21 protein-coding genes and 3 pseudogenes are annotated in these 22,227 nt (G+C 68.6%); 14 read left to right on the forward strand and 10 right to left on the reverse strand.

Annotated elements, in window-relative coordinates; genetic code table 11:
• Positions 1–11: 11 nt before the first annotated feature.
• The 4 genes from QFZ75_RS01675 to QFZ75_RS01690 form a co-directional block, all read right to left on the reverse strand.
• Positions 12–917, reverse strand: coding sequence for a class I SAM-dependent methyltransferase (locus tag QFZ75_RS01675; protein WP_307533444.1), 906 nt, complete (start codon positions 915–917; stop codon positions 12–14).
• 71 nt (positions 918–988) lie between these two features.
• Positions 989–2,095: an NAD(P)-dependent alcohol dehydrogenase gene (locus tag QFZ75_RS01680; RefSeq protein ID WP_307533445.1), complete on the reverse strand. Its 1,107-nt coding sequence runs from the start codon at positions 2,093–2,095 to the stop codon at positions 989–991.
• Entirely contained in the window at positions 2,092–3,507 is a 1,416-nt protein-coding gene (locus QFZ75_RS01685) for an aldehyde dehydrogenase family protein (protein ID WP_307533446.1), read from the reverse strand. Before QFZ75_RS01685 ends, QFZ75_RS01680 begins: the two co-directional genes overlap by 4 nt.
• Before the next feature lie 8 nt (positions 3,508–3,515).
• Positions 3,516–4,271, reverse strand: coding sequence for a (5-formylfuran-3-yl)methyl phosphate synthase (locus QFZ75_RS01690; RefSeq protein WP_307533447.1), 756 nt, complete (start codon positions 4,269–4,271; stop codon positions 3,516–3,518).
• A gap of 546 nt (positions 4,272–4,817) precedes the next feature.
• On the opposite strand from QFZ75_RS01690, the gene QFZ75_RS01695 reads away from it, so the two are divergent.
• Positions 4,818–5,279: a hypothetical protein gene (locus tag QFZ75_RS01695; protein WP_307533448.1), complete on the forward strand. Its 462-nt coding sequence runs from the start codon at positions 4,818–4,820 to the stop codon at positions 5,277–5,279.
• A gap of 296 nt (positions 5,280–5,575) precedes the next feature.
• Here QFZ75_RS01695 and QFZ75_RS01700 read toward each other — a convergent pair whose 3' ends face one another.
• Positions 5,576–5,761, reverse strand: coding sequence for an STAS domain-containing protein (locus QFZ75_RS01700; RefSeq protein ID WP_307533449.1), 186 nt, complete (start codon positions 5,759–5,761; stop codon positions 5,576–5,578).
• Between the two features lie 289 nt (positions 5,762–6,050).
• On the opposite strand from QFZ75_RS01700, the gene QFZ75_RS01705 reads away from it, so the two are divergent.
• Positions 6,051–6,503 (forward strand): ATP-binding protein, encoded by a 453-nt coding sequence (locus QFZ75_RS01705; RefSeq protein ID WP_307533450.1) that lies wholly within the window; start codon positions 6,051–6,053, stop codon positions 6,501–6,503.
• 620 nt (positions 6,504–7,123) lie between these two features.
• On the opposite strand, the gene QFZ75_RS01710 is transcribed toward QFZ75_RS01705, so the two are convergent.
• A complete protein-coding gene (locus QFZ75_RS01710) occupies positions 7,124–7,966 on the reverse strand; it encodes a helix-turn-helix transcriptional regulator (protein WP_307533451.1) in 843 nt (280 codons plus the stop codon).
• 102 nt (positions 7,967–8,068) lie between these two features.
• Here QFZ75_RS01710 and QFZ75_RS01715 point away from each other — a divergent pair, with 102 nt between their 5' ends.
• From QFZ75_RS01715 to QFZ75_RS01735, 5 genes are all read left to right on the forward strand, one after another.
• On the forward strand, positions 8,069–8,953 hold the full coding sequence (locus QFZ75_RS01715; protein WP_307533452.1) for an oxidoreductase: 885 nt from the start codon (positions 8,069–8,071) through the stop codon (positions 8,951–8,953).
• A 963-nt stretch (positions 8,954–9,916) separates the two neighbouring features.
• A complete protein-coding gene (locus QFZ75_RS01720) occupies positions 9,917–10,468 on the forward strand; it encodes an EF-hand domain-containing protein (protein WP_307533453.1) in 552 nt (183 codons plus the stop codon).
• 183 nt (positions 10,469–10,651) lie between these two features.
• Positions 10,652–11,911, forward strand: coding sequence for a cytochrome P450 (locus tag QFZ75_RS01725; protein ID WP_307533454.1), 1,260 nt, complete (start codon positions 10,652–10,654; stop codon positions 11,909–11,911).
• A 96-nt stretch (positions 11,912–12,007) separates the two neighbouring features.
• Entirely contained in the window at positions 12,008–13,012 is a 1,005-nt protein-coding gene (locus tag QFZ75_RS01730; protein WP_307533455.1) for a pentalenene synthase, read from the forward strand.
• Positions 13,009–14,364, forward strand: a complete 1,356-nt coding sequence (locus QFZ75_RS01735; protein WP_307533456.1) for a cytochrome P450 — start codon at positions 13,009–13,011, stop codon at positions 14,362–14,364. The genes QFZ75_RS01730 and QFZ75_RS01735 overlap by 4 nt, the downstream gene beginning before the upstream one ends.
• A 473-nt stretch (positions 14,365–14,837) precedes the next feature.
• Here the strand turns inward: QFZ75_RS01735 and QFZ75_RS01745 are convergent, their stop codons facing one another.
• Together QFZ75_RS01745 and QFZ75_RS01750 are read right to left on the reverse strand one after the other, a co-directional pair.
• Positions 14,838–15,083: a hypothetical protein gene (locus tag QFZ75_RS01745; RefSeq protein ID WP_307533457.1), complete on the reverse strand. Its 246-nt coding sequence runs from the start codon at positions 15,081–15,083 to the stop codon at positions 14,838–14,840.
• A pseudogene (locus QFZ75_RS01750) lies at positions 15,014–15,303 on the reverse strand (ISAzo13 family transposase); the annotation flags it as partial. The pseudogene QFZ75_RS01750 and the gene QFZ75_RS01745, both read right to left, overlap by 70 nt.
• A 229-nt stretch (positions 15,304–15,532) precedes the next feature.
• On the opposite strand from QFZ75_RS01750, the gene QFZ75_RS01755 reads away from it, so the two are divergent.
• From QFZ75_RS01755 to QFZ75_RS01780, 6 genes and pseudogenes are all read left to right on the forward strand, one after another.
• A complete protein-coding gene (locus tag QFZ75_RS01755) occupies positions 15,533–16,372 on the forward strand; it encodes an SGNH/GDSL hydrolase family protein (RefSeq protein ID WP_307533458.1) in 840 nt (279 codons plus the stop codon).
• Between the two features lie 16 nt (positions 16,373–16,388).
• Positions 16,389–17,567, forward strand: a complete 1,179-nt coding sequence (locus QFZ75_RS01760) for an acyltransferase (RefSeq protein ID WP_307533459.1) — start codon at positions 16,389–16,391, stop codon at positions 17,565–17,567.
• An 81-nt stretch (positions 17,568–17,648) separates the two neighbouring features.
• Positions 17,649–18,347 carry a response regulator transcription factor gene (locus QFZ75_RS01765; protein WP_307533460.1) on the forward strand — a complete coding sequence of 233 codons (699 nt, stop codon included), beginning with the start codon at positions 17,649–17,651 and terminating at the stop codon, positions 18,345–18,347.
• Positions 18,344–19,795 (forward strand): HAMP domain-containing sensor histidine kinase, encoded by a 1,452-nt coding sequence (locus QFZ75_RS01770; RefSeq protein ID WP_307533461.1) that lies wholly within the window; start codon positions 18,344–18,346, stop codon positions 19,793–19,795. Before QFZ75_RS01765 ends, QFZ75_RS01770 begins: the two co-directional genes overlap by 4 nt.
• Complete coding sequence (locus QFZ75_RS01775; RefSeq protein WP_307533462.1) at positions 19,792–20,322, forward strand: hypothetical protein; 531 nt, start codon at positions 19,792–19,794, stop codon at positions 20,320–20,322. The genes QFZ75_RS01770 and QFZ75_RS01775 overlap by 4 nt, the downstream gene beginning before the upstream one ends.
• Positions 20,268–20,780, forward strand: a pseudogene (locus QFZ75_RS01780) (IS1380 family transposase); the annotation flags it as partial. The gene QFZ75_RS01775 and the pseudogene QFZ75_RS01780, both read left to right, overlap by 55 nt.
• A gap of 231 nt (positions 20,781–21,011) precedes the next feature.
• On the opposite strand, the gene QFZ75_RS01785 reads toward QFZ75_RS01780, so the two are convergent.
• Together QFZ75_RS01785 and QFZ75_RS01790 are read right to left on the reverse strand one after the other, a co-directional pair.
• Positions 21,012–21,335: a hypothetical protein gene (locus QFZ75_RS01785; protein WP_307533463.1), complete on the reverse strand. Its 324-nt coding sequence runs from the start codon at positions 21,333–21,335 to the stop codon at positions 21,012–21,014.
• 22 nt (positions 21,336–21,357) lie between these two features.
• Positions 21,358–21,714 carry a VOC family protein gene (locus tag QFZ75_RS01790; RefSeq protein ID WP_307533464.1) on the reverse strand — a complete coding sequence of 119 codons (357 nt, stop codon included), beginning with the start codon at positions 21,712–21,714 and terminating at the stop codon, positions 21,358–21,360.
• Between the two features lie 145 nt (positions 21,715–21,859).
• Between QFZ75_RS01790 and QFZ75_RS41030 the strand changes: the two are divergent.
• Positions 21,860–21,961 (forward strand): annotated as a pseudogene (locus QFZ75_RS41030) (transposase); the annotation flags it as partial.
• Positions 21,962–22,227: the final 266 nt, after the last annotated feature.

Consider the following 22,227-nt stretch of genomic DNA (forward strand, 5'->3'; position numbering starts at 1 on the left):
CGCTGCGGCGGTCATGGCCGGGGCTTGTGCGCGAACACCCACCGGTTTCCCTCCAGCGCGTCGTTCGGCTCGGGAAGGGGGCCATGTCCGTGCCGACGGGTGAAGTCGAAAGGCGTGTACATCGAGGTGGACCAGCCCTTGGCTCTCAGGGCGCCTGCGGAGTCGGGTCGTGGCCCCTTGTCGAAGAGGTGGAGCAGGTCGATGCCGATCTGTTCTCGCGTCGCCGTGTAGATCGGGCTGTCGTGGTACGCCAGCAGGTCCTTTTCCAGCTTGGCCTCGAAGGCCAGAGCGCTGCCTTTGGCGGTCAGCTTGTCCACCGTGTCGATGACGTGCGTCTCGGCAGGGCCCGGCAGGTAGAAGAGGAGTCCCTCGGCCAGCCAGACGCTCGGTGCGGCCAGGTCGAAGCCGGCGCCGGTCAACGCGCTGACCCAGTCCGTGCGCAGGTCGGCCGGTACGGCGACACGCTTCGCTTTCGGGATGGCCGCCAGGTCGGTGAGCACCCGGTGCTTGAACTCCAACACACCCGCCCGGTCGATCTCGAAGACGGTGCAGCCGGATGGCCAGTTCAGCCGGAGGGCGCGGGTGTCCAGCCCCGCCCCCAGCAGGACAACCTGCCGGGGGCCCGTCCGGACCGAGCGGAGCAGGAAGTCGTCGAGGACCCTGGTACGCAGGCCGAAGTAGCGGGCGAACCGCCCCCACAGCGGGTCGCCGTCCCCGTCCGGGACCTGCTCGATGCGCACCGGCCAGTCCGCGCACGCCGGGGCGGCGCGGACGAAGTGTTCCGCGTAGGCGTCCCGGGCCAGGCTGTCGTCGCGGTGGGTCTCGATCGTCCGTGCCGCGGCGACCAGGAGGGCGGTCAAACCCACGCCGCCGTCCACGCCTTCCACATCCGTATGTTGCGGCGCCGTGCCGGTCATGCTGCCTCCGTTGCGGGGGGGGAGTTGTCCAGATGCCGGACGAGATGAGTTCTCGGTGCCGCGTGCCTCGTTCACCGGCTTGTCCTCTCCGGGAGCAGGACGGGTTTGACTACGCGGCCGGCGTCGCAGTCGCGTTCGGCCTCGTTGATGTCGGTCAGCGGGTAGGTGCGGATGAGCTGGTCGAAGGGGAAGCGTCCGGCCTGCCAGAGCCGGGTGAGCAGCGGTACGAGCAGTCCGGGGACGGCGTCCCCTTCGCAGATGTGGCGGATGCTGCGGCCCCGGTCGAGTGTGCCCGGTTCGAGCGGCAGCGCGGTGTGGAGCCGTGCCACCAGGCCGAGGCTGCCGGTCGGGCGCAGTGCCCGGAGCGCGTCGTTGATGAGCGGTGCGGAGGCCGTGGTGTCGAGCGCGTACTGTGCGCCGCCGCCGGTGAGCCGCCGGATCCGTTCGGCCCGTCCGGCCGTTTTGGCGTGCAGCGGGATCGCGCCGAACCGTTCGGCCAGGGCCAGCCGCCGGGGATGCCGGTCGACAGCCACGGTCAGCGCACCTGCGGCGGTGGCCGCCATCACTGCGGCGAGCCCCACGGCTCCCGCGCCGAAAACGACGAGGGTGTCACCCGGGCTGGCGGCGAAGGTGTTCAGCACGGCTCCGGCGCCGGTGAGGAAGCCGCAGCCGAGGGGCCCGAGCAGTTCGACGGGCAGTGCGGGGTCGACCCGGACGGCGTTGCGAGCCGGAACGAGCGCGTACTCGGCGAAGGAGGACTGGCCGAACCACCGGGGGGCCAGCGCTCCCCCGGTCGCGTCGGTGAGCTGCCGCGTGTCCTCCTTGCGTCCCCCGAAGAGGTTGAGGGAGGCGAAGGAGTCGCAGTAGGCGGGGGCCGCGCCACGACAGTTGCGACAATGGCCGCAGGAGTCGAAGCTCAGTACGACGTGGTCGCCGACGCCGATCGTGGCGTCCGGGCCGTCGCCCGTCCGCACCACGACCCCCGACCCTTCGTGGCCGAGCACTGCCGGCAGCGGGCTGTTGCCGGCCGATCGCCGGACCGCGAGATCGGTCCGGCACATCCCGCAGCCGGCGATCTCGACCAGGATCTCGCCGACGGCGGGTTCCGTTCGCAGGGCCACCTCCTCGACCGTGAACGGATCCTCGTAGGAGCGCAGTACGGCCGCCTGGAACCTCACCGTGATCCCTCTCCCTCCTCCGGGCGGTGGACGACGAATGGCCGCAGGTTGCCGTACAGCCCCCATGGTCCGCCCGCCACGCCGACGCCGCTGTCCTTGACGCCCGCGAAGGGCTGGGCGAGGGACAGTTCGGCGTGGTGGTTGATCCAGGCCGTGCCGCATTCGAGCCGGTCGGCCACCGCCTCGGCCCGGTCGGGGTCGGTGCCCCACACGGAGCCGCCCAGTCCGAAGCCGGTGCCGTTGGCGGCGTCGACGGCTTCGCCGAGGCTCCGGTACGGCAGCACCGGCAGGACCGGCCCGAACTGCTCCTCGGTCACCACCGGGCTGTCGGGCGGGACGTCGGTGAGGATCGTGGGGGCGAAGAAGTAGCCCCGCCCGGCCAGCCGGTGACCGCCGGCCGCCGCCCGGGCGCCGTCCGCCAGGGCTCGCTGCGTGATCTGCTCGACCCGGGCCAGCTGTGGGGCGTTATTGACCGGTCCCAGCCGAGTGTCCGGGTCGAGGCCGTGCCCGACGGCGACGGTCCTGGCGCGCTCGGCGAGGGCTTCGACGACTTGGGCGTGGAGGCGGGCCGGGACGTAGACGCGTTTGACTGCCATGCAGACCTGCCCGCAGTTGCGGAAGGCGGCCCAGAACAGCCGGTCCGCGATCCGCTCCACCTCGACGTCGTCCAGCAGAACAGCGGCGTCGTTGCCGCCCAGTTCCAGGGTGACTCGGGCGAGCGAGGCCGCCGCCGCTTCGGCGACGGCCCGCCCGGTGGGCACCGAGCCCGTGAAGGTGACGTGGCGGATGCCGGGGTGGGAGGCGAGGCGGGCGCCGAGCGGTTCGCGGCCGGTGACGACGGTCAGCACGTCCTCGGGCAGGACGGTGGCGAGGACGGAGCCGAGCAGCCGGGTGGCGAGCGGGGTGAAGGGAGACGGTTTGAGGATCACGGTGTTGCCCGCCGCGAGGGCGGGCGCGAACTTCGCCGCCGCGAGCTGGAGGGGGAAGTTCCACGGCACGATCGCGGCGACGGGTCCGAGGGGGCGCCAGCGGATCTCGCTGTGCACGGGACGACCGTCGGTGATGTGTCGGGTCCTGGGGGCCAGGTCGGCGAAGTAGCGCAGGCGGGCCGCCGTACGGGCGATCTCCGCGTGTGACTCGCCCAGGGGCTTGCCCTGTTCCCGGGTGAGCAGCCGGGCGAGGTCGTCGGCGGCCGCCTCCACGGCGTCGGCCGCCGCGCGCAGAGCAGTGGTGCGGGCGGCGGGATCGGCGCGCCAGCCGTGCCAGGCCCGGCGGGACCGGTCGACGACGGCGTCCAGTGCGTCCGGCTGCTGGTCGGGGATCTCGTCGAAGATCTCCTCGGTGGCCGGATCGACGACGGCCAGAGGCGAGGCCCGGTGCCCGGGGACGTGGTCGGGCTCGGAGGTCGGCATGCCCGCGGTCAGCTCACGGCGGTGACGCCGACCGCGTGCTCCCGGGCCTGCCGGTCCATCTCCGTCCGGAAGGCGGCCACCAGGCGCGGTCGGATCCGTCCGGCATTGCGGTCGCCGCCCTCGCAGACCGCTCCGCGCACCCCGACGATGTCCGTGCCGATGCGGGTCAGCGGGCCGAGGTCGGCTTGCTTGACACTGCCCGCGAGGGCGGCAAGCAGGCCGGCGGCGTGGGCCAGGCGGACGAACTCGGCGCAGGCGTCCGGCGGAACGTGGTCGAACAACCGCGTCCCGTCCTTGATCGCGGTGTCGAGCATGGCGGCGTCGGCGCCGGAGCGGGCGGCGATGTCGGGCAGGGCGAGCGGGTTGACGCAGCCGATCCGGTGGGCGTCGGCGTAGCCGGAGGCGACGACGAGCGCGTCGGAGCGGTGGTCCTTCACCGCGCGGACGACCGCGCGCATGACCTCGATGCCCTGGTCGGGCGTCGTGCATCCGTAAAGGCCGACCTTGATGTACGTGGCGCCGGAAACGACCGCGCCGAGCGCGGCCTGCGCCACCGTGCCGGGCTTGTACGGGACATCCCCCACGGTCGCGGACACCGGCTTGTCCGCCGGCACCGCGTCGCGGATCTCCCGGATCACCCAGGGGAAGTTCGCACCGAGAGAGCCCTCGTCAGGCTTCTTGACGTCGACGATGTCGAGATGCTCCGCCGCCTTCGCACAGTCGAGAGCCTCCTCCACACCGTCCGGGGAGATGAGAAGCAACACCGTGAACTCCTTCCGCCGCCAGTCCGCCCGGCCAAGGGACAGGGGACCGCGGATTATCTGGTTCATGGGCGGTGTGCTCATCATTCCCGTCACCCACGGGAACTGGTAGGGCGCGCAGAGTGTCTATCGGCGCTCATACCCACATACAATGCGCCGTATATAAGGCAGCAAAACATGCACAATGGCAATATTTTATTAATCTAATGAACTTATTGTAATACTAGATATAACTAGTATGCCTTTCTGGCAAATATTCTGCTTCGGCTCGGCAGGCGAGTCGACGCATGAAGGGTGTCACCAAGGGAGCCAGAAGAACCGGTGTACAGGACCGGTCGAAGCGATCTGGTTGTCACATACGAGGCATGCGGCTTGTCGCACATGTTCATTCGGCAGCCCTTCTGTCGCCAGGAGCGAAGATCGACAGCTTCTGGCTCCCGGAGGCGATTGCGTGCGGCGGCACTTCACCACAACCGCGTCCTGCTCCTGTGCGTCCTACTACTGAGCGCCGGCACGAGTCGGCTACCTCGAGGGATCGGGGCGCGAGTCATGCAGAAGTACGCGATCGTCCAGCACATCGCACGGTTCCTCTGGCCCCCGCCTGATGAGAGGCGACAGCCGCCCACGTCCGTCCGGCGCCTGGTGGGGTTCTGGCTGTTCGTGCTTGCCTTCGGGGCCGGGTTCACCGCGCTCGGTTGGGATGATTTCGACGGCAGCTTCCTCATGGCGCTGCTGCTCTTCTTCTATATCGTCGACGACATCAGCGAGGGGGTACCGCACCGCTGGCCGGCCGCACTGGCCGCGGTAGCAGTCCTGTGGGGCGCCAGCCGGCTCACCAGCGCCGTCCTGCCCGCCTCCCTCGACGATGCCTGGGCGCAGAGCGTCGCCGCCGCTGTCGGTGTCACGCTCGGGTCGGCAGTGAGTGCCACGATCACACGGCTTCCGGAGCGCCGACCACATCGGCCCGTCGAGGGGTACGACTCCGGGGTCGGCGGACAAGACCCTCGGTAGAGGACATAGCCGCCGACCTCGGTGACAACAAATCTGCCTTTGTGACACTTATCGCGCTTCGGCTCGACAGGGGATTGTGACTGAGCGCTTCAGCCGACCCGCAAGCAGGACATCTGCACCTGAGCACCGACCCGCGGACAGCAGGCGCGGGATGGAGCGGACGCGGGAAGGCACGGCTGCCCATGGCCGGCAGTGGAAAGAGATGCCCCGCGGCCCACAGCTGAGCGGCGTCAGTGCTTTTCCAGGGCCTGGTCCACGGTGGGACAGCAGGCGATGACCGCATGGAGACCGACCAGCTACATCACGCGCCGTACGGGCGCCTGCGCGCCAGCCACGCGGACCCAGCCGTCGGTGACGGTGGCAGCCTTACAGGCGGCGATGAGCATGTTGACGCCGCTGGAGTCCATGAAGGTCACGCCCGTGAGGTCGGCCACCGTCCAGGACGGCCCGTCAACGGCCGGCGGAACCAGGACCGTCCCCATGTGGGCGCGCACCGTCGTCCAGCTCGTCGGCCAGGGTCACGACGTACACGCCGTCCGCCGTGCTGCAGCCGGCCGACAAAAAGCCGGACTGTTCTGGATGAGGCTCGGTTCTGGACGAGGCTCGGTCACCGTGTCCTCGACTGCGTTCGCCGATGCGGCTCGGGCCCGAGCACGTACGAAAGCATGCCCCGAAAACGCCGGAGGGCATGCCCGAAAAATCGGACCCATCGGATAAGAATCACATGAGCCCCACCGCACCGGGTACCCGAGCAGGCAAGCAAGTACGGAGGTGGACAAAACTGTGGAGTTTGACGGCCGTGCCGGTGCAGGCAGGCCGGATGCTCCTGCCCTGTCGACCGCGATGCCGCTGAGTGGTGACAGCTCCTGCATCGGCCGGGCACGTCACCACGCAGCCGACTTCCTCACCCGCGCCCGCACCCGGGGCGTGGCCGTGTCCGCACGCGCGCTGGACCTCACCCAGCTGGTGGTCAGCGAACTGGTCACCAATGCCGTCAAGCATGCCCCCGGCCCCCTGAGGCTGGAACTGCGCATCGGCGCGGACGCCACGGTGGAGGTCAGTGTGCAGGACAGCATCCGGGCGCAGCCTGCCTCCCACCCGGTCGACCCTGAGCGGGTAGGTCAGCACGGCCTGGAGATCGTCAAAGCGGTCGCCAAGGCATTCCAAGTCCGTCTCGAGCCCTGCGGCAAACGCGTCACCGCCCACATCGCCCTGACCGACTGACATCCGACGCAGCGCCTACCAGCTCCCGCCCCACGTGGCGCAGGCGGACAGCAGGGCCGGGCCCGGTACACACCGGCAGATCCCGGGGCAGCAGATCACACACGCGGACAGGCACCCCATCGGTGGCGCCGATGAGCTCGTCCTCAGCGGTCACGCTCTGGAACATGCGGCCTGCAGCGATGTCACGACAACGGTTTCCTCACCGCTCGCGGTGCCGTGCGCCGACGCCGGCCGGGCTCGTCTTGTGTTGTCGCTCGTCGTGAACATCGAACATGCCGCGGTGCGGGCGCCTTCCGACATGCTGGACGAGTACGGCCGGAGGCAGGTGAACAAAGCCGGCCGGGACAGCACCGACTGCCCGAGCGGACGCGGGAGATCGAACATCTCGCGAGCAGTGGAGCAGTGGAGCAGCGAGGCGAATGCACAGGCCCGTGGCCTGTTACGGATGGGAGAAGCCACCGGCCCAGGGCGCGGAAGGAGTACGGCGGGGGCGGGGGCAGAGCTGGAAACCTCTTTGCGGAGCTGGAAACCTCTTTCACAACGCCGTTGTTGAGAGTCAGAGTGTTCATGCATCCAGGCGCGACGCCGCTCACGCGGACGGCACCGACGAGTGCCGGACGTCATGGGGTGACCGTGTGGACGGCGCTGACCCGCAGGAACTCCAGGCGTTCGGCGTCGGGGCTGCCTGCCGCGGCGGTATACACGGTGATCTTCAAGTCGGAGCCGGGAACGGTCAGGACGTCGCAGTCCAGGGTGAGTTCACCGACGAGTCGGTGGTGCATCACCTTGCGAGAGGTGACGTGCCGCCCTGCTGCTCCTGAATTCCACAGGTCGCGAAACCGCGGGCTGGCGTCGCCGACCTCCGCGATGAGGGAGCGAAGGTTCTCGTCCTCCGGATAGGCGGTCACGGCCTGGCGCAGGTCGGCGACGAGGGCGCGCTCGTTGCCCTCGTCGGTGCCATGCATGGTCGCCCATGCCGGTGCCTGGCAGAAGGTGGCCCGGATCACGTTGAGGTCGGTCGCCGGCCGTCCCGCCGGGTCGCCGTTCAGGGCGCTCCAGAGCGCATTCCACGTGATGAGGGTCCAGTCCGCCGCGAAGACGGCCACCGGGTAGTCGACCATGCGGGTGACGAGGCGCTGGACACCAGGGGGAACATGCAACGGTACGGCGCGGCCGGACGGCACGGGGAGCCCGGCAGCCTGGTGGAGGACGGCGGTTTCCTGCTCGTCGAGTTGCAGGGCTCTGGCCAGCGCGGCCGTGACCGCCGGACTGGGACGCCGGGACCGGCCCTGCTCCAGGCGTACGAGATAGTCGGCGCTGACCCCGGCCAGGCCCGCCAGTTCCTCACGACGCAGTCCACGGGCCCGTCGCCTGCCGTGTGCGGTCAGGCCGACGTCGGTGGGTGAGCACCGGTCACGCCAGGCACGCAGCAGGCCACCCAGATCATTCTCCGCAGACGACATGCATCCATGATGGGCGCGGCACCGCCGGTTTACCTGGTAACGCCATTCCTACGGTATCGGCGGGTACTGGCTACCCTGCTCCGGCCTGACGAACCTTGTCGTATGACGAACCCTCTTGCCGGCCACACCGCCGTCATCACCGGATCCAACAGCGGAATCGGCCGTGCCACCGCCCGCTCCCTCGCCGAGCAGGGTGTCCGCGTCATCCTCGCGGTCCGCGACCTCGACAAGGGCCGCGCCGCCGCAGCGCAGATGCACGGCCCGACCGAGGTGCGCCGACTCGACCTCGCCGACCTGTCCTCGGTGCGAGACTTCGCCGAAACATTCACCGCTCCTGTCGACCTGCTGATCAACAACGCGGGCGTCATGATGCAGCCGCTGGGGCGTACGGCCGACGGCTTCGAACTCCATTTCGGTATCAACCACCTGGGGCACTTCGCGCTCACCAACCTGCTCCTGCCACAGATCAGGGGGCGAGTCGTCACCGTCGCAGCCGGCGGCCACCGGGCCGGAACGCTGGACCTGGACGACCCCAACTGGGAGCACCGGCCGTACAAGCCGTTCGCCGGCTATGCGCAATCAAAGCTAGCCAACATGCTCTTCACCGCCGAACTCCAGCGCCGCCTCACCGCGGCCGACTCCGATGTCATCGCCACCGTCGCCAACCCCGGCCTGGCCGCCACGAACCTGATCAGCCACGCCAGCAGCACACGTATCCGCATCATGAACGCCCTTCTGCGTCCCCTGTCGCAGGACGAGGACGGCGGCGCACAGACCACGCTCCACGCGGCCACCGCCGACATCCCGGGCAACAGCTACATCTCCCCGAGCGGCTTCCTGGAGGCCCGCGGCCTCCCCGAGACCGCCGGCCGCTCCAAGGCCGCCCAGGACCCCGAACTCGCCCGCCGCCTCTGGACCCTCTCCGAAGAATTGACCCGCACCGCATTTCCCCTGACCATGCCGGAACACCCCCGCGGACAGAGGTGATCACACGACAACGCATCAGCCTCGGGACCTGGCAAGCGCTGTGTGTGCATCGCGTCGCTGGTCACCACAGTTCCGGCCGGGCGGCGACGGCGTTCAACAGGCCTGGGACCTCCTGCGATGCGACCTCGGGATGCTCCCGGAGCTGGTCAAGGGCAGGCGGGATCAGCGAAGACGCGTCGGCAGGCACGGTCTTCCACTCGGATCACGGGACGTAGAGAACTCCATGATCTTGGAAGCCCGTGCCTGGACTGCTTCCAGCCCTCATCAAGCCGGCAGGCCACCACGAACGGGGCGTCACGCGACTACGCCGAAGCCCCGCACCTTCACCACCGGTGACCCTCCCCGCTGGGACGCGAAGAAATCACGGGCCGCCCGCCGTACGGGGGCGCAGCGTCTCGCGGGAACGCCAGAGACGCCAGGTGGCCGGGATATCCCGTTTCGGCTGGAGTACATCACCACGGGTGAAGACCTGGTACCTCCGGCTCTCTTTGCTGCTCGTCAGCCGTCGCTTGGATGACGGCTGAGCAGATCGCCCGACTGGCAGCCCAGCACGGCTGTGCCGGATTTCCCCTGTGGTGAGCTGACCCCGTTCATGCACGGGAAGTGCCGATATCACCCGCATTGGTGATCATTGAGCCACTTGCTGGCGTGTTGTGTCCCCGGGGTGTGACGGTGCACGTGCCGGTTCGTGGTGCGGCGGGCGTCTGTCTCCGCATCTCGGCACCCCGCGCCCCAAGACGCGGGACAACCGTGAGGAGCGCGAGGTGCAGCGTGAGCGTTGGCGACGTGTCAACACCATTGGTGACGCTCATAGGCTCCGCCCGGGGGGCCCGGACTCGCCCGCGCTCGCTACCGCTTTCGCCTCTTGGAATCACGTGACAGCTCAGGATCCTTCAGGGTTCCACAGACGCTGGGGCATCCGGAGCCAGTAGCACCAAGTATCCGCGAAGAAGGAGGAACCGTATGCCCGACGTCCTGGACCGCAAATTGAAGAAGGCTTTCACCCTTTTCCAGGGGGAAGACAAGTCCACTCCGATCGGCCGGAGTTACTTCGCCGGCCTCGCCCACCATCAGGCGGGCACTTTCCCGGGCGCTCCCGCCTCGAAAATCGAGGATCTGGAGGATTCGTTCACCACGTTCTGGGATCGCTATCTCGCGCAGCGGTCGGCCGCTGACGGAACGCTCACCGGCGAGGGGTTCTCGTCCGCGATCGCCTCCGCCCTCGATACTGACCGGGAGGCGTTCCTGGCCGACATCGGCAACGTCTCCCGGTGCTGGTACGCCATGGCCGACACCAACGGCGATCACGTCATCCAGCGGGACGAGTACACCAAGATGTACGGATCGCTGTTCCCTCTTCTCACTGCGGAGGAACTCGCCACCGGTTTCGCGAAGATGGACCGCGACGGAAACGGTGTGATCAGCCATGAGGAGATCCGCGCCGCGTCGCTCGAATACTGGACGAGCAACGATCCTGAGGCCCGTGGCAACTGGCTGTTCGGTCCCTTCGAGTGAGCTGGTGTCTCTGAGGTTCGGGCAGGGTGGGCGTCGGGCCGCCGTGCGGTTCCGGCACGCGCTGCCACCGCAGTGCATGACGGTGCCGGCGGCAGTGCGGAAACAAACAGCGGAAACCGCATTCCGCCGGAAGCCTAGGTGGCCGGCGGCAGTCGTCCATGCCGAGTACCCGAGGTGACGCAGATGACCGGCCCCGACATCCTCTCCGCGAAGTACGCGGCTGATCCCTATCCGCACTACCGGCAGATGCTCACCTCCTTCCCTCTCTACCGTCATCCGGAGACCGGGTTCTACCTGGTCAGCCGTCATGCCGAGGTGACCCGGGTCTTACAGAAGGCGCCGTTCACCAACGAGATCTACACCTGGCAGCTCGAACCGGTGGCAGGCGGGCAGACCATCGTGCAGATGGACGGGGAGGAACACGCCTACTATCGGCGGCTGATGAGCGCGCCACTGCGCGGATCGAACTTCCGTGAGTGGATCGTCCCCGAGATCGAGCGCATGTCGGCCGGGCTCATCGAGGCGTTCCGGGAGCGTGGCTGGGCAGACCTGCGTGCGGACTATACGGACTTGCTGCCCTGTGACGTGGTGTCCACTCTGCTCGGCCTGCCCGCGGAGGACCGATCGACGTTCCGGCGCTGGTTCATCAACATCAACGCGTTCATGTCCAACTTCGGGAAGGACCCCGCCGTTACCGCAGCCGGGCTGGCCGCCAGGACGGAGATGACCGAGTACCTGCGCCCCCTCGTCAAGGACCGGCGGGCACGTCCCCGCGACGACCTCCTGTCGGCCTTCTGCCATGCGGAGATCGACGGCATCCCCCTCAACGAGGAGCAGATCCAGGCGCACTGTTCGACCCTCATCGCGGCGAACGGGGACGGGACGAGCGCCACGATCATCTACACGCTGAAAGAGCTGCTCCTGCATCCTGAGCACCTCCAGGCCGCACTGCACGACAGAAGCCTGATCGATCGGATGCACCTGGAGGCGACCCGGCTGAATCCGCCGGTCCACATGCTTCTGCGGTTCGCCGCCCAGGACGTGGACCTGCCCGGTGGGCACATCCCCGCCGGGGCGACCGTCGCCTGTGTCGTGGCTGCTGCCCAACGGGACCCCGCCCGGTTCCACGAGCCCGACGTCTTCAACCCCTACCGTGCGGAGATCGATCCGGTCCGGGACTTCACGCCGGGCGGCTCCATCGTGCACTTCGGCAAGGGGCGGCATTACTGCCTGGGCGCACACATCGCCCGGATCACCGTCTCCACCGCCGTCACCCAACTGCTCGACGCGCTCGCTGACCTCCGTCTCGCCGAAGGCGCCGTCCTGGACGAGAAGGGCATCTTCACCCGCAATCTCACGAGGCTCCCGATCGCCTTCACACCCGCACCGCCCGATGCGGGCACGGCCGTCCGCCAAAGGACCGCTTCGGCCGGCCTCGCGTGATCGACCCGGCACGACTGTGCTGGACCGCACTCACCTCGGGCCATGGCCCGAGCGACGGGCACATGCCGTCGGACCCATCCAGGAAGGGAGCAAGGCGTGCCTCAAGACATCGAGTTCTTCATGCCGATCCCGTCCCGCCGCAGCCGGGATTACGAACGAACCCAAGCTCACCACCTGTCCTGGCCCCGGACGCTTGGCCTCATCAACTCCGAAGCTGCCGAGCAACGTCACCTCCAGGCCGACTACGCCGACCTGGCTGCCCGCTTCTACCCATCCGCCACCGGACCGGACGCGGATCTGGGCGTTGACCTGATGACGTTCTTCTTCCTGTTCGACGACCTGTTCGACGGCCCGCGCGGTGAAGATCCCACGGCAGCACGCGCCCTCACCGACGCCGTGGCCGCCGCACTCGACGGGCCACTGCCCGCCGAGGCCCCGGCCATCGCGCACGGATTCTCCGACGTCTGGAGGCGGACCCGCCAGGGAATGTCACCGGCGTGGTGTGCGAGGGCCGCCCTGACGTGGCACGGATACCTTGCGGGCTACGTGGACGAAGCCGCAAGCCGCCACCGCCATGCGCCCTGTGCCTCGATGGCCGAATACCTGGCCGTGCGCCGCCACACCATCGGGGCGCAGCCGACCGTCGACCTCGCCGAACGAGTAGGCCATTACGAAGTGCACCAGGGCCTCTTCGACAGCGCCGTCATCGCCGCGATGCTGCGGATCGCCATCGACACCAACCTGATCGACAACGACATCGCCTCGCTGGAGAAGGAAGAGGCCCGTGGGGAGCGGAACAACATCGTCCTGGTCGTCCAGCGAGAGAGAGGCTGGCCCGTTTCGCGCTGCATCGCCCACCTGCAGGACGAGGTGCGCACCCGCCTCGAACAGTTCTTGATGCTGGAGGACTGCCTGCCGAAGGTCTACGACTCCTACGGCCTGCCCGCCGCCGAACGCGTCATTGCGGACACATATCTCAACGACGGGATCCGCGCGCTCATCCGCGGAGCCTACGACTGGCACCGGCGCTCCGGACGCTACTCGTCCGAGTACGCGATTGCGGCCGGACGCCTCGGCTACCTGGAGGAACTGGGCGCATGATCCCCCTGGCACCCGGAGCGCTGCCCCTGGCAGGCCACGCCCACTCCATCATCCGTAACCCCCTCGGTTTCCTCCGCACCCTGGCACCGTACGGAGACATCGTCAGGGTCCGGCTCGGACCGATCACGGCCCTGGTGCTCTGCGACCCCGCGCTGGTCCGGCAGGTCCTGCTCAACGACCGGCTGTTCGACAAGGGCGGGCCCACCTACGAGCGGGCGCGCGAGTTCCTGGGCGACAGCCTCTCGACCTGCCCGCACAGCCGGCACCGCCAGCAGCGTCGACGTCTGCAGCCCGCGTTCCATGCCACGAAACTCCCGCAGTACACGCGGACGATGACCGATCAGATCGGTGTGGTCACCCGCACCTGGCGCGACGGCCAGAGCATCGACGTCATGGCGGAGACCAAGAAGATCACGGTCCGGGTCCTGACCAGGTCGATCTTCGGGACCGACCTGTCCGATCGGGAGATCGAGCAGATCAGCCACGGCATCGACGACCTCACCGCGGGCATGCATGCCCGCATGTTCCTGCCGGCTCCGCTGGACAAGCTGCCCACACCCCGCAACGTCCGATACCACCGGGCTAACTCCACCATCCGGGAAATCGTCCAACGGCTCATCGACGAGGACCGCAGCCGGCCCACCGGCGCCTCCGGCTCCGAGACCCTGCTCGGCATCCTGACAGCCGACGACTGGGCCGACGGGCCCCTGTCCGACGCCGACATCCTCGACCAGGCGACATCGTTCCTTCTGGCCGGTATGGAGACGACGGCCGAAGCCATGGCCTGGGCGCTGTGCCTGGCAGTACAGCACCCCGAGGTCATGGCACGGCTGCGCGCCGAGACTGCCGAAGTCCTCGCCGGGGCGCCGGCGCAGTGGGAACACCTGCCGGATCTGAAACTGACCACCTCGATCATCAGCGAGACCCTGCGCATGTATCCCGGGCTGTGGGTCACCACCCGGGTCGCCACCGCGGACACGAAACTGGGCGAACACCTCATCCCGAGCGGGTCCCACCTGCTCATCAGCCCCTACCTGCTGCAGCACCGTCCCGAGATCTATCCGGATCCCGACCGCTTCGACCCCGGCCGGTGGACCGACCCCGATCCCAGCAGACCGCTGGATGCCTTCATCCCGTTCATGGCGGGCGCCCGCAAATGCATGGCCGCCGACTTCGCCGTCACCGAAGCAGTCCTCACCCTGGCTACCCTCACCGACGCCTGGGACTTCACTGCTCCAGCACAACGCCCCCAAGCAGCAGCCGCCGCCACCCTGCGTCCCAAAGACCTATCCATGCGCGTCACGAGGAGAGACCGACGCCCAAGTTTTCAGCAATCAGACCCGGTCCTTTGAGCTGCGGCTGAGCACACTGAGGTTCAACCTCGGGAGTGGACACCGGGTCTCATGCGACAAGTGACAACTTACGGGACGAGATCAGTTGTCGTTCGAACTCAACTGGTGTGAGGTGGCCGGGGGCGGAGTGCCGGCAACGCCGGTTGCGGTAGGCCAGCCAGCGGAACACCTCCAGACGTGTCCCATACTGCGGCGGATGCTGTGGGCTTCCAGGAGCGGGCGGACGTCTTTCGCTGCGCGGCTGATGGTCATGCCGGTGGTGTTGAAGAGCTGGCCCAGGAGGTCCATGGTCGCGAGTTTCCGCAGGTGGAGCACGGTAACCAGGACCCGGTCGGCTGAGGTGAGCTTGGCTTTGGCTCCTGCACCAGGGGTCACCGGGCGTTCGTGGCCTCGACACGTGCGGAGCACTTCCTCGCGTTGGACCTCCATCGCTGGAGGCAACGAGTCGATGAGTTCGCTGAGCTGCCGACGGGTCATCCCGGTCGGTTCCGGGTCCTGGAGCGAACGCCGCGTGAAGCGAGAGTCAGTCGATCCGCCAGGGCCTCATCCGGTGTGCTGCCGGCGGTCGCGGCGATGGTCTGGAACATGACTTCATGGCTGGTCAGGGGTCCGCCGCGCCAGTTCATGGTGATGTGGGAGAACAGTCTGTGATCGCCTTCCCGGCCCGGCCGGGGAAGTCGTGGGTCTCGACCCTCACAGGTTGCCCTGCGGGCCGCCATTCGTGCCCGGCGTTCTTGCAGTCGCCGATCAGCTCCTTCTTCTCGCTGTCCACGCTGATCACCGGGTCACCGGGTCACCGGCATCCCTGTGGTCGCGTGCCTGTTCGTTGAGGTAGCGGAACTGGGTGTCCCGGTCCGGGTGCTGAGCACCCTCGATGGTCTTGGCGTTGGCCTGGAGACTGAAGCCTTCCTCCCGCAGCAGGCCGGCGACCGTGTCGGCGCAGCCCCGGATCGAGGCCCACTCCGGTCTCCCCGTACCAGACCAACGAGCCCGACAACTGGAAGCCACGACTCGTTTTCCGGCAAGCCCTTGCGTAGCAGAGTCGTTCGTTTGACGGATTCACCTGCGGATGCGTCGGCTCCACTTCTTCATGAGCACTCGGTTCCCGCTGTGTGAGCAGATGATGACGGCGGGCAGCAGGCGGCGTCCGAGCTGCTCTGCTGGACGCATGAACAACAACCACAGGTCCGCTTTCCCCCACCGGCAGATGTTCTGCCGGCCCTCCCGCTATGCCCTGCCGACGCTGGCCGGCGTCACACTCTGTGCCGCTCTGGCCGGATGCGCTGATCAGGGCACCGGCACGCGGGCGGAGGGAACGAGCGGGACGACGAACGAGGTGCGGAGCACCGGTACGAAGGTGCTGTGGATCGGCGACTCCATCGCAGGAGCGGAGGCCCCTGCTGTGAATGCAGCCCTCGAAGCGGGTGGCGTGGAGTTCGAGGACGCATCGTCCGACGGCGGGGGCACGGTCGTCGCCGGCAGCGAGAAGATCACGAAGATGATCGCTGCCGACACCTGGAAGCGACTGGCCAAGGGCGTCGGGTCGTTGCGGCCCACTGTCGTCGCTTACCAGATCACGACGTACGACTGGGGAAGCCGGGACCAACAGCGCATGGCTTACGAAAAGCTTGTCAGGACCGCCCAGAAAGTCGGGGCCAGGGCGGTGTTCGTTCCGGCCCCGCCCGTCAAGGTGGACGACTTCTACAAGCAGCACACGCCGCAGATGCGTACCGCTCCACGGGTCGCCAGGGAGGTCGCCGAGAACAGTGGCGGTGCAGCGGTGTTTCTCGACGCCTCACGGCTGTGGGGCACCGATGCCGCGGCGCAGAAGGCTCAGCGTGCTGGCGACGGAATCCACAACTGCCAGCAGGGGGCAGCCGCCTTTGCTGCCTGGTTCAGCAAGGAACTCGGCGAGAAGGAGGACTTCACGCCCGCGGCCGTCGACATCTGGGCCAAAGGCTCGTGGACCAGTGACGAGCGGTACGCCAACCTCAAGTGCGACAGCTGAGGGAGCGGTACGTCTCATGACTGGGCGTCGTGTGCATATCGCCGCGCTCGATGGACTGCGTGGACTCGCGGTCGCTGCCGTGCTCCTTTATCACGCTGGGCAGCTACGCGGCGGATTCCTCGGTGTCGACCTGTTCTTCGTGCTGTCCGGGTTCCTGATCACCGGGCTGTTGCTCGGCGAGGCGGTGGAACGCGGCCGTATCGGCCTGGCTTCCTTCTGGCGCCGCCGGGCCCGTCGTCTGCTGCCCGCGCTGACTTGTGTCGTGGTCGTGAGCACGGCGGCGACATGGGCCTGGGGCACGCCTGCCCAACTGCGGTTCGCGCTCGACGACATGCCATGGGTCGGGGCCCAGGCGGTCAACTGGCATTACATCGCCGGACAGATCGGATACTGGAACGCCTCCGACACCCGGGTCTTCGCCCACCTGTGGAGCATCGGCGTGGAGTGGCAGTTCTATCTGGCCTGGCCGTTGGTGGTGGCCGTGACAGCTCCTGGTCGCCACGGCGAGCGGATCGTGGCCCTGCTCGCCGGTTCGGGTGCTCTGCTCTCCCTCGCCCTGACCGTTGCGTTCGGTGCTGCGGTGGACACCACCCGCGCCTACGAGGGCACCGACACCCGCGCGACCGCACTGCTGCTCGGAGCGCTCGCGGCCACCATGCCCGTACGCCGTCTGGCGCGCCGGCTCCCGCGCGGTGCGGCCGACCCGGTGTGTCTCCTGCTGGCGGGCGGGCTCGCGGTGGCCTGGGCCGTGACCGAGGGCGAGAGAGCGCCGCTGCTTTTCGAGGGCGGTCTCTTCCTGCACTCCCTGGCTGCGGCAGCACTGGTCGTCCTGTTGGCCGAGGTGCCGGACACCCGCGCGGCCCGGATCACCGGAACCCGCCTGCCACGGCGTCTGGGTGACGTCTCCTACAGCCTGTATCTGTGGCACTGGCCGGTGTATCTGCTGCTGTTGCCTCGGCTCACCGGGCTCGGTGACCGGGGCGGCGCCGCCGTCGCCATCGGGGTGTCGCTGGTGGCCGCTGCGGTGACGAAGCGGCTGGTCGAGGACCCCGTACGATTCCGTTCGGGTTGGGCGCGCGGCCGACGCGGCCCGGTCGCGGTGGCGGCACTGGCCCTTACCGGGGTCACGCTGTGCGTAACGGTCCCCGCGCCTGTGCCGGGTGCGGGGACCGTCGACATCAGCCAGTTGCGGTGAGCCACGCACCGGACGGCCGCGTGGCCGTCCGGTGCCTGATACTTCACGAAACCTGCATCCTCCGCCGAAGGGACCCTGTTCATGCCTCGCGTCCTGCTGATCGAGGACGATCCGGCCGTGCGCCGCGGTGTCGTCCTGGGCCTGTCCCGCAACGGACACGAGACCGAAGCGGTCGGTACCGGTGAGGACGGTCTGGAGGCACTGGCCGCCGGCAAACCCGACCTCGTACTCCTCGATCTGATGTTGCCGGGCATGAGCGGCCTGGAGGTGTGCCGCCGCATCCGTGAGACCAGTCGCCTGCCGATCGTGATTCTGTCCGCGCGCGGTGACGACATCGACGTCGTGATCGGTCTGGAGACGGGCGCCGACGACTACGTCGTCAAGCCCGCGAGCGCCGCGCTCATCGAGGCCCGTATGCGTGCGGTGCTGCGCCGCGTCGCACCCGCCCAGGCCGACACCGGCACGGATACCGGGCCCATCACTGTGGGCGATCTGGAGATCGACCGCAGCGCGCTCATCGTCCGCAGGCGTGGCGATGAACTGCAACTCGCCCCTTCCGAGTTGAAGCTGCTGCTGTTTCTCAGTGCCGCACCGGAACGGACCTTCGCCCGCCAGCAGTTGCTCGAGGACGTCTGGGAGCACAGCTACTACGGGGACGCCCGTCTGGTGGACGCCTGCGTGATGCGGCTGCGCGCCAAGATCGAGGAGGACCCGCGCCGCCCGGTGTACGTCCAGACCGTACGCGGCTTCGGTTACCGCTTCGGCCCGCTGCCGGCATGAGCCACGTGTTCCCCCGCGGCCTGCGCCCGCGCCTGGTCGTCGTCTTCCTCCTCGTCGCCGCGCTCAGCGCGCTCATCACCGCCGCGCTCACCTTCCGCCAAGCTCGAGGCGCGATCCTGGCCCGTACCCAGCACAGCGCCGTCGACGATCTGCGTCTACAGGTCGACTCGCTCGTCCCCGACTTGCCGCCCGATCCCATGGCCACGGATCTGCGCGTCTTCGCGCGCCAACTGGACCGTGCCTCGGGCTCGCGCGACTGGCGCACAGCCGTCTCCCACGACGGCGGCCCCCTCATCGGCACCGCGCGCATCGGCAGCAGCGCCCTGCGCAGCGCGGCAAAGAGTGGCGACACCACCTTCTACGAGCGCGTGGAGCACACCGGTGGACCCCAACTGCTCATCGGCATGCCGGTCAACTACACGGGCCGCGGTGAAGACGCGGGGAAGCCATCAGGGCTCGTCGTCTACGCGGTTCTCTCGCTGGACGGTGAACGGGCCGACATCTCCGCGCTGATCACCGCGGCCTGGGCAGGCGCCGTCCCCGCACTTGTCCTCGGCGTCGTTCCCGCCCTGTTCGCGGCCCGCCGAGTCCTGCGTCCGGTGCGGCAGTTGCGTACGGCGGCCGAGAAGATCACGTCGGGTGCCCTGGACACACGCCTGGCCGTCGTCGGCAGGGACGAACTGGCTGCGCTGAGCGGCACGTTCAACACCATGGCAGCCGCGTTGGAGCGGGACGCCGCCGAACTGCGACGTATGGAGGCGAACGCCCGCCGGTTCGCCGCCGATGTCTCACACGAGTTGCGCACCCCGCTCGCCGCGATGGTCGCCGTCACCGATGCCCTCGACGAGGACGCCCGCTCCGGCACGCTGCCTCCGGACACCGCCGACGCGGTCCTTCTCATCAGCGACGAGACCCGCAAGCTGGCGGGCATGGTGGAGGACCTGATGGAGATCTCCCGCTTCGATGCGGGCGCGGTGGTCCTGCACCTGGACGACGTGAGCCTGCGCACCGTCATCCGCAAGACGCTCCAGTTGCGCGGCTGGCGGGAACCGGACGAGGTGATCACCGAGCTGCCCGAGGACGATGCGCGCATCCGAGTCGACGCACGCCGCATCGACGTCGTCCTCGCCAACCTGATCGGCAACGCGCTGCGGCACGGCACCCCGCCCGTCACCGTCCGGGCAACTGCCACGAAGGGGGCCGTCGTGATCAGGGTCGCCGACTGCGGCCCCGGCATCCCGGACGACGTCCTGCCACATGTCTTCGACCGCTTCTACAAGGCGGACGCCTCGCGGGCCCGCTCCGCAGGCAGCGGCCTCGGACTCGCCATCGCGATGGAGAACGTACGTCTGCACCACGGCACCCTCACTGCCACCAACCTTCCCGGCGAGGGAGCGGTGTTCACCGTGACCCTCTCGTACCGGCCCTCAAAGGAAGATCCGTCATGAAGCGTCGAATCATCCTGATCGCGGCTCTGTCGGCGGTTCTGCCGACGGGCTGTGGGGTCGGTTCCACCGGCCCGGTCCCGGCCGGCGCCCCGGCCTCCGGACTGCAGGCGGACTCCGGAGCTCACTACGCCCACCTGTACTTCGTCGGCCCGTACGGTGTCCAGGCCGTGTCCCGCGAACGGGACGCCCCCGTGACCCCGCAGCAGGCACTCGACCTCCTCCGCAAAGGCCCCGACAAGGCCGAACGGGCCCGTGGGCTGATCACCGAGGTGCCTCCGCTCCAAGGACGGCTGACGGCGCGCGCCACCGACGGCGCCGTGGACGTGTACCTCCCGGTGCCTGTGGCGAACATGACCGGCGGCGGCCTCGGCCTCAGCCAGATCATCTGCACGGCGGCCAACGCCGAAGTACCCGGCGCCGAGCAGCCCTCCGCCGTGGACGTACGGGTGCATGAGACGGGCTACGCGACGGAATGGACCGTGCGGTGCAACACGGCGGGCACAGTCGTTCCCCTGCCGGGCCGTTGATACGGGAGCAGGTGCGCACTTCCCAGGTGAAGCTATCCGCAGCCCCGCCCCCGTGGCGGAGACCGCGAGCCGTCCACGACCCCGGCAGGATGCTCGTGGACCTGGCACCGGCGGTCGCACTCGGCGGCGACTGCCTGGCCGACGTCGCCATACTGCGGGCCGAGCCAGGTGTGTTCGGCCCGGTCGCCTCGGATCCGGCGGTCTCCCGTTCGATCGGCACCCTCGCCGCCTCCGGCGAGAAGGCGCTGCCCGCGATCCGCGCCGTACGTTCTGACGTCCGCAAAAGAGTATGGGAGTTGGCCGGCGGGCGGGCCCCGGATGCCGCCGGGCAGGCGACCGCGGACCTGGACGGGGTCCTGGTCGGGGTCCTGGTCGTCGCGCACTCGGACAAGGTGGAAACGGTCTGCTTCGCGCAGATGGCGCGAGGGTCCAGTCGGCCCGTCGACGGGTGCGTTGATCGGCGGATACGCCTTGGGTTGCAACGACCGCTGGAGCCCAGACGGCCGGGGCGACCACAGCCCCCGCCGGTGTGATCACTCACAGCCCCAGCCGGTGTGATCACTTCCCGGCCGGGTCCGCTTCAGGCGCCGGGGGTCCGGCGCTATCGCGCAGGGCGTGGGCGGTCCGCTCGCAGGCGCGGGCGATGCACTCGAGGAAAGGGGGACCCGGGGGTTGGTCTGTGCTTCCCGCTACAGCGCAGCCAGTGCCTCGATCCGCTCCTCCGCGCCCTCGGGCAGCGTGCAGGGCCGACCGCCCAACCGCCGCGCAGGACGCGGCACCGCCGGGCTCACGGCCGGGACGTGGCGGATCACGGTCCGCTCCACCACCTCGCGCACCGGCTCCGCACTACGACCGCCCTCAGCAACCAACCGCTCCGCACGCGTCTGCGCCCGGCGCAGCTTCGATGCCCGACGCCGGTGCAAGGACCGGCCGACGAAGTGCTCGCGGCCCTGTGCCGCCAGGTCGTGCCGGAGCACCGGGATCGAGCTGCTACCGCAAGAGCGCAAGGTCACGTACGTCAGAAGGCCGGCCTCCTCAGTTCAGGCAGAGACAGAAAGGGTGACCTGCCGGGTCCAGGAAGACTCGGTAGGACGTACCGGGCTGCTCCTGGTGTTTGGTCGCACCAAGATCAGTTACTGCCGCCTCGGCGGCATCAAGGTCATCGACGATCACATCGAGGTGCATCTGCTGGGGCCGGTCCTGACCGGGCCACGTCGGCGGGGTGTAACCAGCCACCTTATGAAAGGAAATACACCGGCCGTCTCCAGCACAGGCCGCAGCCCGGTCGGTAGAGACGTCGATCTTCCAGTCCAGCATCGCGCCGTAGAACCTGGCGAGTGTGCCAGGGTCCGGACAGTCGATGACGACGAGGGGTAAGCGAGCGATAGCCATGCCGGCCACGTTACTGATCTCGGCTCGTCAGGGTGATGTCTGCTGAACTTGCCGATGCGGGTGCGGTGTTGTCGGTAGTCCATGGCGTGTGAGATACGCGGATGGGGGCGGGGTGACGCCTGCAGCACGGCGGCGTCGGGAAGCGGTGCGGATACAGGGGGCGGAGCTGTTCGCGCAGCAGGTCAAACCGCCCGAGGTGGCCCGGCAGCTGCGCGTGAGTCTGAAGTCGGCTCACTCGTGGCAGCAGTTGTGGCGCCAAGGCGGTACCGACGAGCTGCTTTCGCGAGGACCGAGCGGGGGCCGGTGTCGCCTGTCTCCTGTCTCCTGTCTCCTGTCGCCACGCTGTGGGGAAAAGCTCGCCAGGCATCTTGAGCAGGGTCCGGCCGCGCACGGCTGGACGGAGGACCAGGTGTGGACCGCGGCGAGGGTGGCCACGCTGATCGGCAGGAAGTTTCACGTCTCTCACAGCGTCTCGGGTCTTACAGCGTCTCGGGCGCGACGAGGCCGAGCACC

The organism is Streptomyces sp. V3I8 (assembly GCF_030817535.1).
In the GTDB taxonomy this organism is placed as follows: Bacteria; Actinomycetota; Actinomycetes; order Streptomycetales; family Streptomycetaceae; genus Streptomyces.

What these genes read in the sequence shown, in the direction of transcription:
- QFZ75_RS01675 (WP_307533444.1), bottom strand. Translation starts at nt 917, where the DNA reads ATGACCGGCACGGCGCCGCAACATACGGATGTGGAAGGCGTGGACGGC.
- QFZ75_RS01685 (WP_307533446.1), bottom strand. Translation starts at nt 3,507, where the DNA reads ATGCCGACCTCCGAGCCCGACCACGTCCCCGGGCACCGGGCCTCGCCT.
- QFZ75_RS01695 (WP_307533448.1), top strand. Translation starts at nt 4,818, where the DNA reads ATGCAGAAGTACGCGATCGTCCAGCACATCGCACGGTTCCTCTGGCCC.
- QFZ75_RS01700 (WP_307533449.1), bottom strand. Translation starts at nt 5,761, where the DNA reads ATGGGGACGGTCCTGGTTCCGCCGGCCGTTGACGGGCCGTCCTGGACG.
- QFZ75_RS01710 (WP_307533451.1), bottom strand. Translation starts at nt 7,966, where the DNA reads ATGTCGTCTGCGGAGAATGATCTGGGTGGCCTGCTGCGTGCCTGGCGT.
- QFZ75_RS01715 (WP_307533452.1), top strand. Translation starts at nt 8,069, where the DNA reads ATGACGAACCCTCTTGCCGGCCACACCGCCGTCATCACCGGATCCAAC.
- QFZ75_RS01720 (WP_307533453.1), top strand. Translation starts at nt 9,917, where the DNA reads ATGCCCGACGTCCTGGACCGCAAATTGAAGAAGGCTTTCACCCTTTTC.
- QFZ75_RS01725 (WP_307533454.1), top strand. Translation starts at nt 10,652, where the DNA reads ATGACCGGCCCCGACATCCTCTCCGCGAAGTACGCGGCTGATCCCTAT.
- QFZ75_RS01735 (WP_307533456.1), top strand. Translation starts at nt 13,009, where the DNA reads ATGATCCCCCTGGCACCCGGAGCGCTGCCCCTGGCAGGCCACGCCCAC.
- QFZ75_RS01745 (WP_307533457.1), bottom strand. Translation starts at nt 15,083, where the DNA reads ATGGCGGCCCGCAGGGCAACCTGTGAGGGTCGAGACCCACGACTTCCC.
- QFZ75_RS01755 (WP_307533458.1), top strand. Translation starts at nt 15,533, where the DNA reads ATGAACAACAACCACAGGTCCGCTTTCCCCCACCGGCAGATGTTCTGC.
- QFZ75_RS01760 (WP_307533459.1), top strand. Translation starts at nt 16,389, where the DNA reads ATGACTGGGCGTCGTGTGCATATCGCCGCGCTCGATGGACTGCGTGGA.
- QFZ75_RS01765 (WP_307533460.1), top strand. Translation starts at nt 17,649, where the DNA reads ATGCCTCGCGTCCTGCTGATCGAGGACGATCCGGCCGTGCGCCGCGGT.
- QFZ75_RS01770 (WP_307533461.1), top strand. Translation starts at nt 18,344, where the DNA reads ATGAGCCACGTGTTCCCCCGCGGCCTGCGCCCGCGCCTGGTCGTCGTC.
- QFZ75_RS01775 (WP_307533462.1), top strand. Translation starts at nt 19,792, where the DNA reads ATGAAGCGTCGAATCATCCTGATCGCGGCTCTGTCGGCGGTTCTGCCG.
- QFZ75_RS01790 (WP_307533464.1), bottom strand. Translation starts at nt 21,714, where the DNA reads ATGGCTATCGCTCGCTTACCCCTCGTCGTCATCGACTGTCCGGACCCT.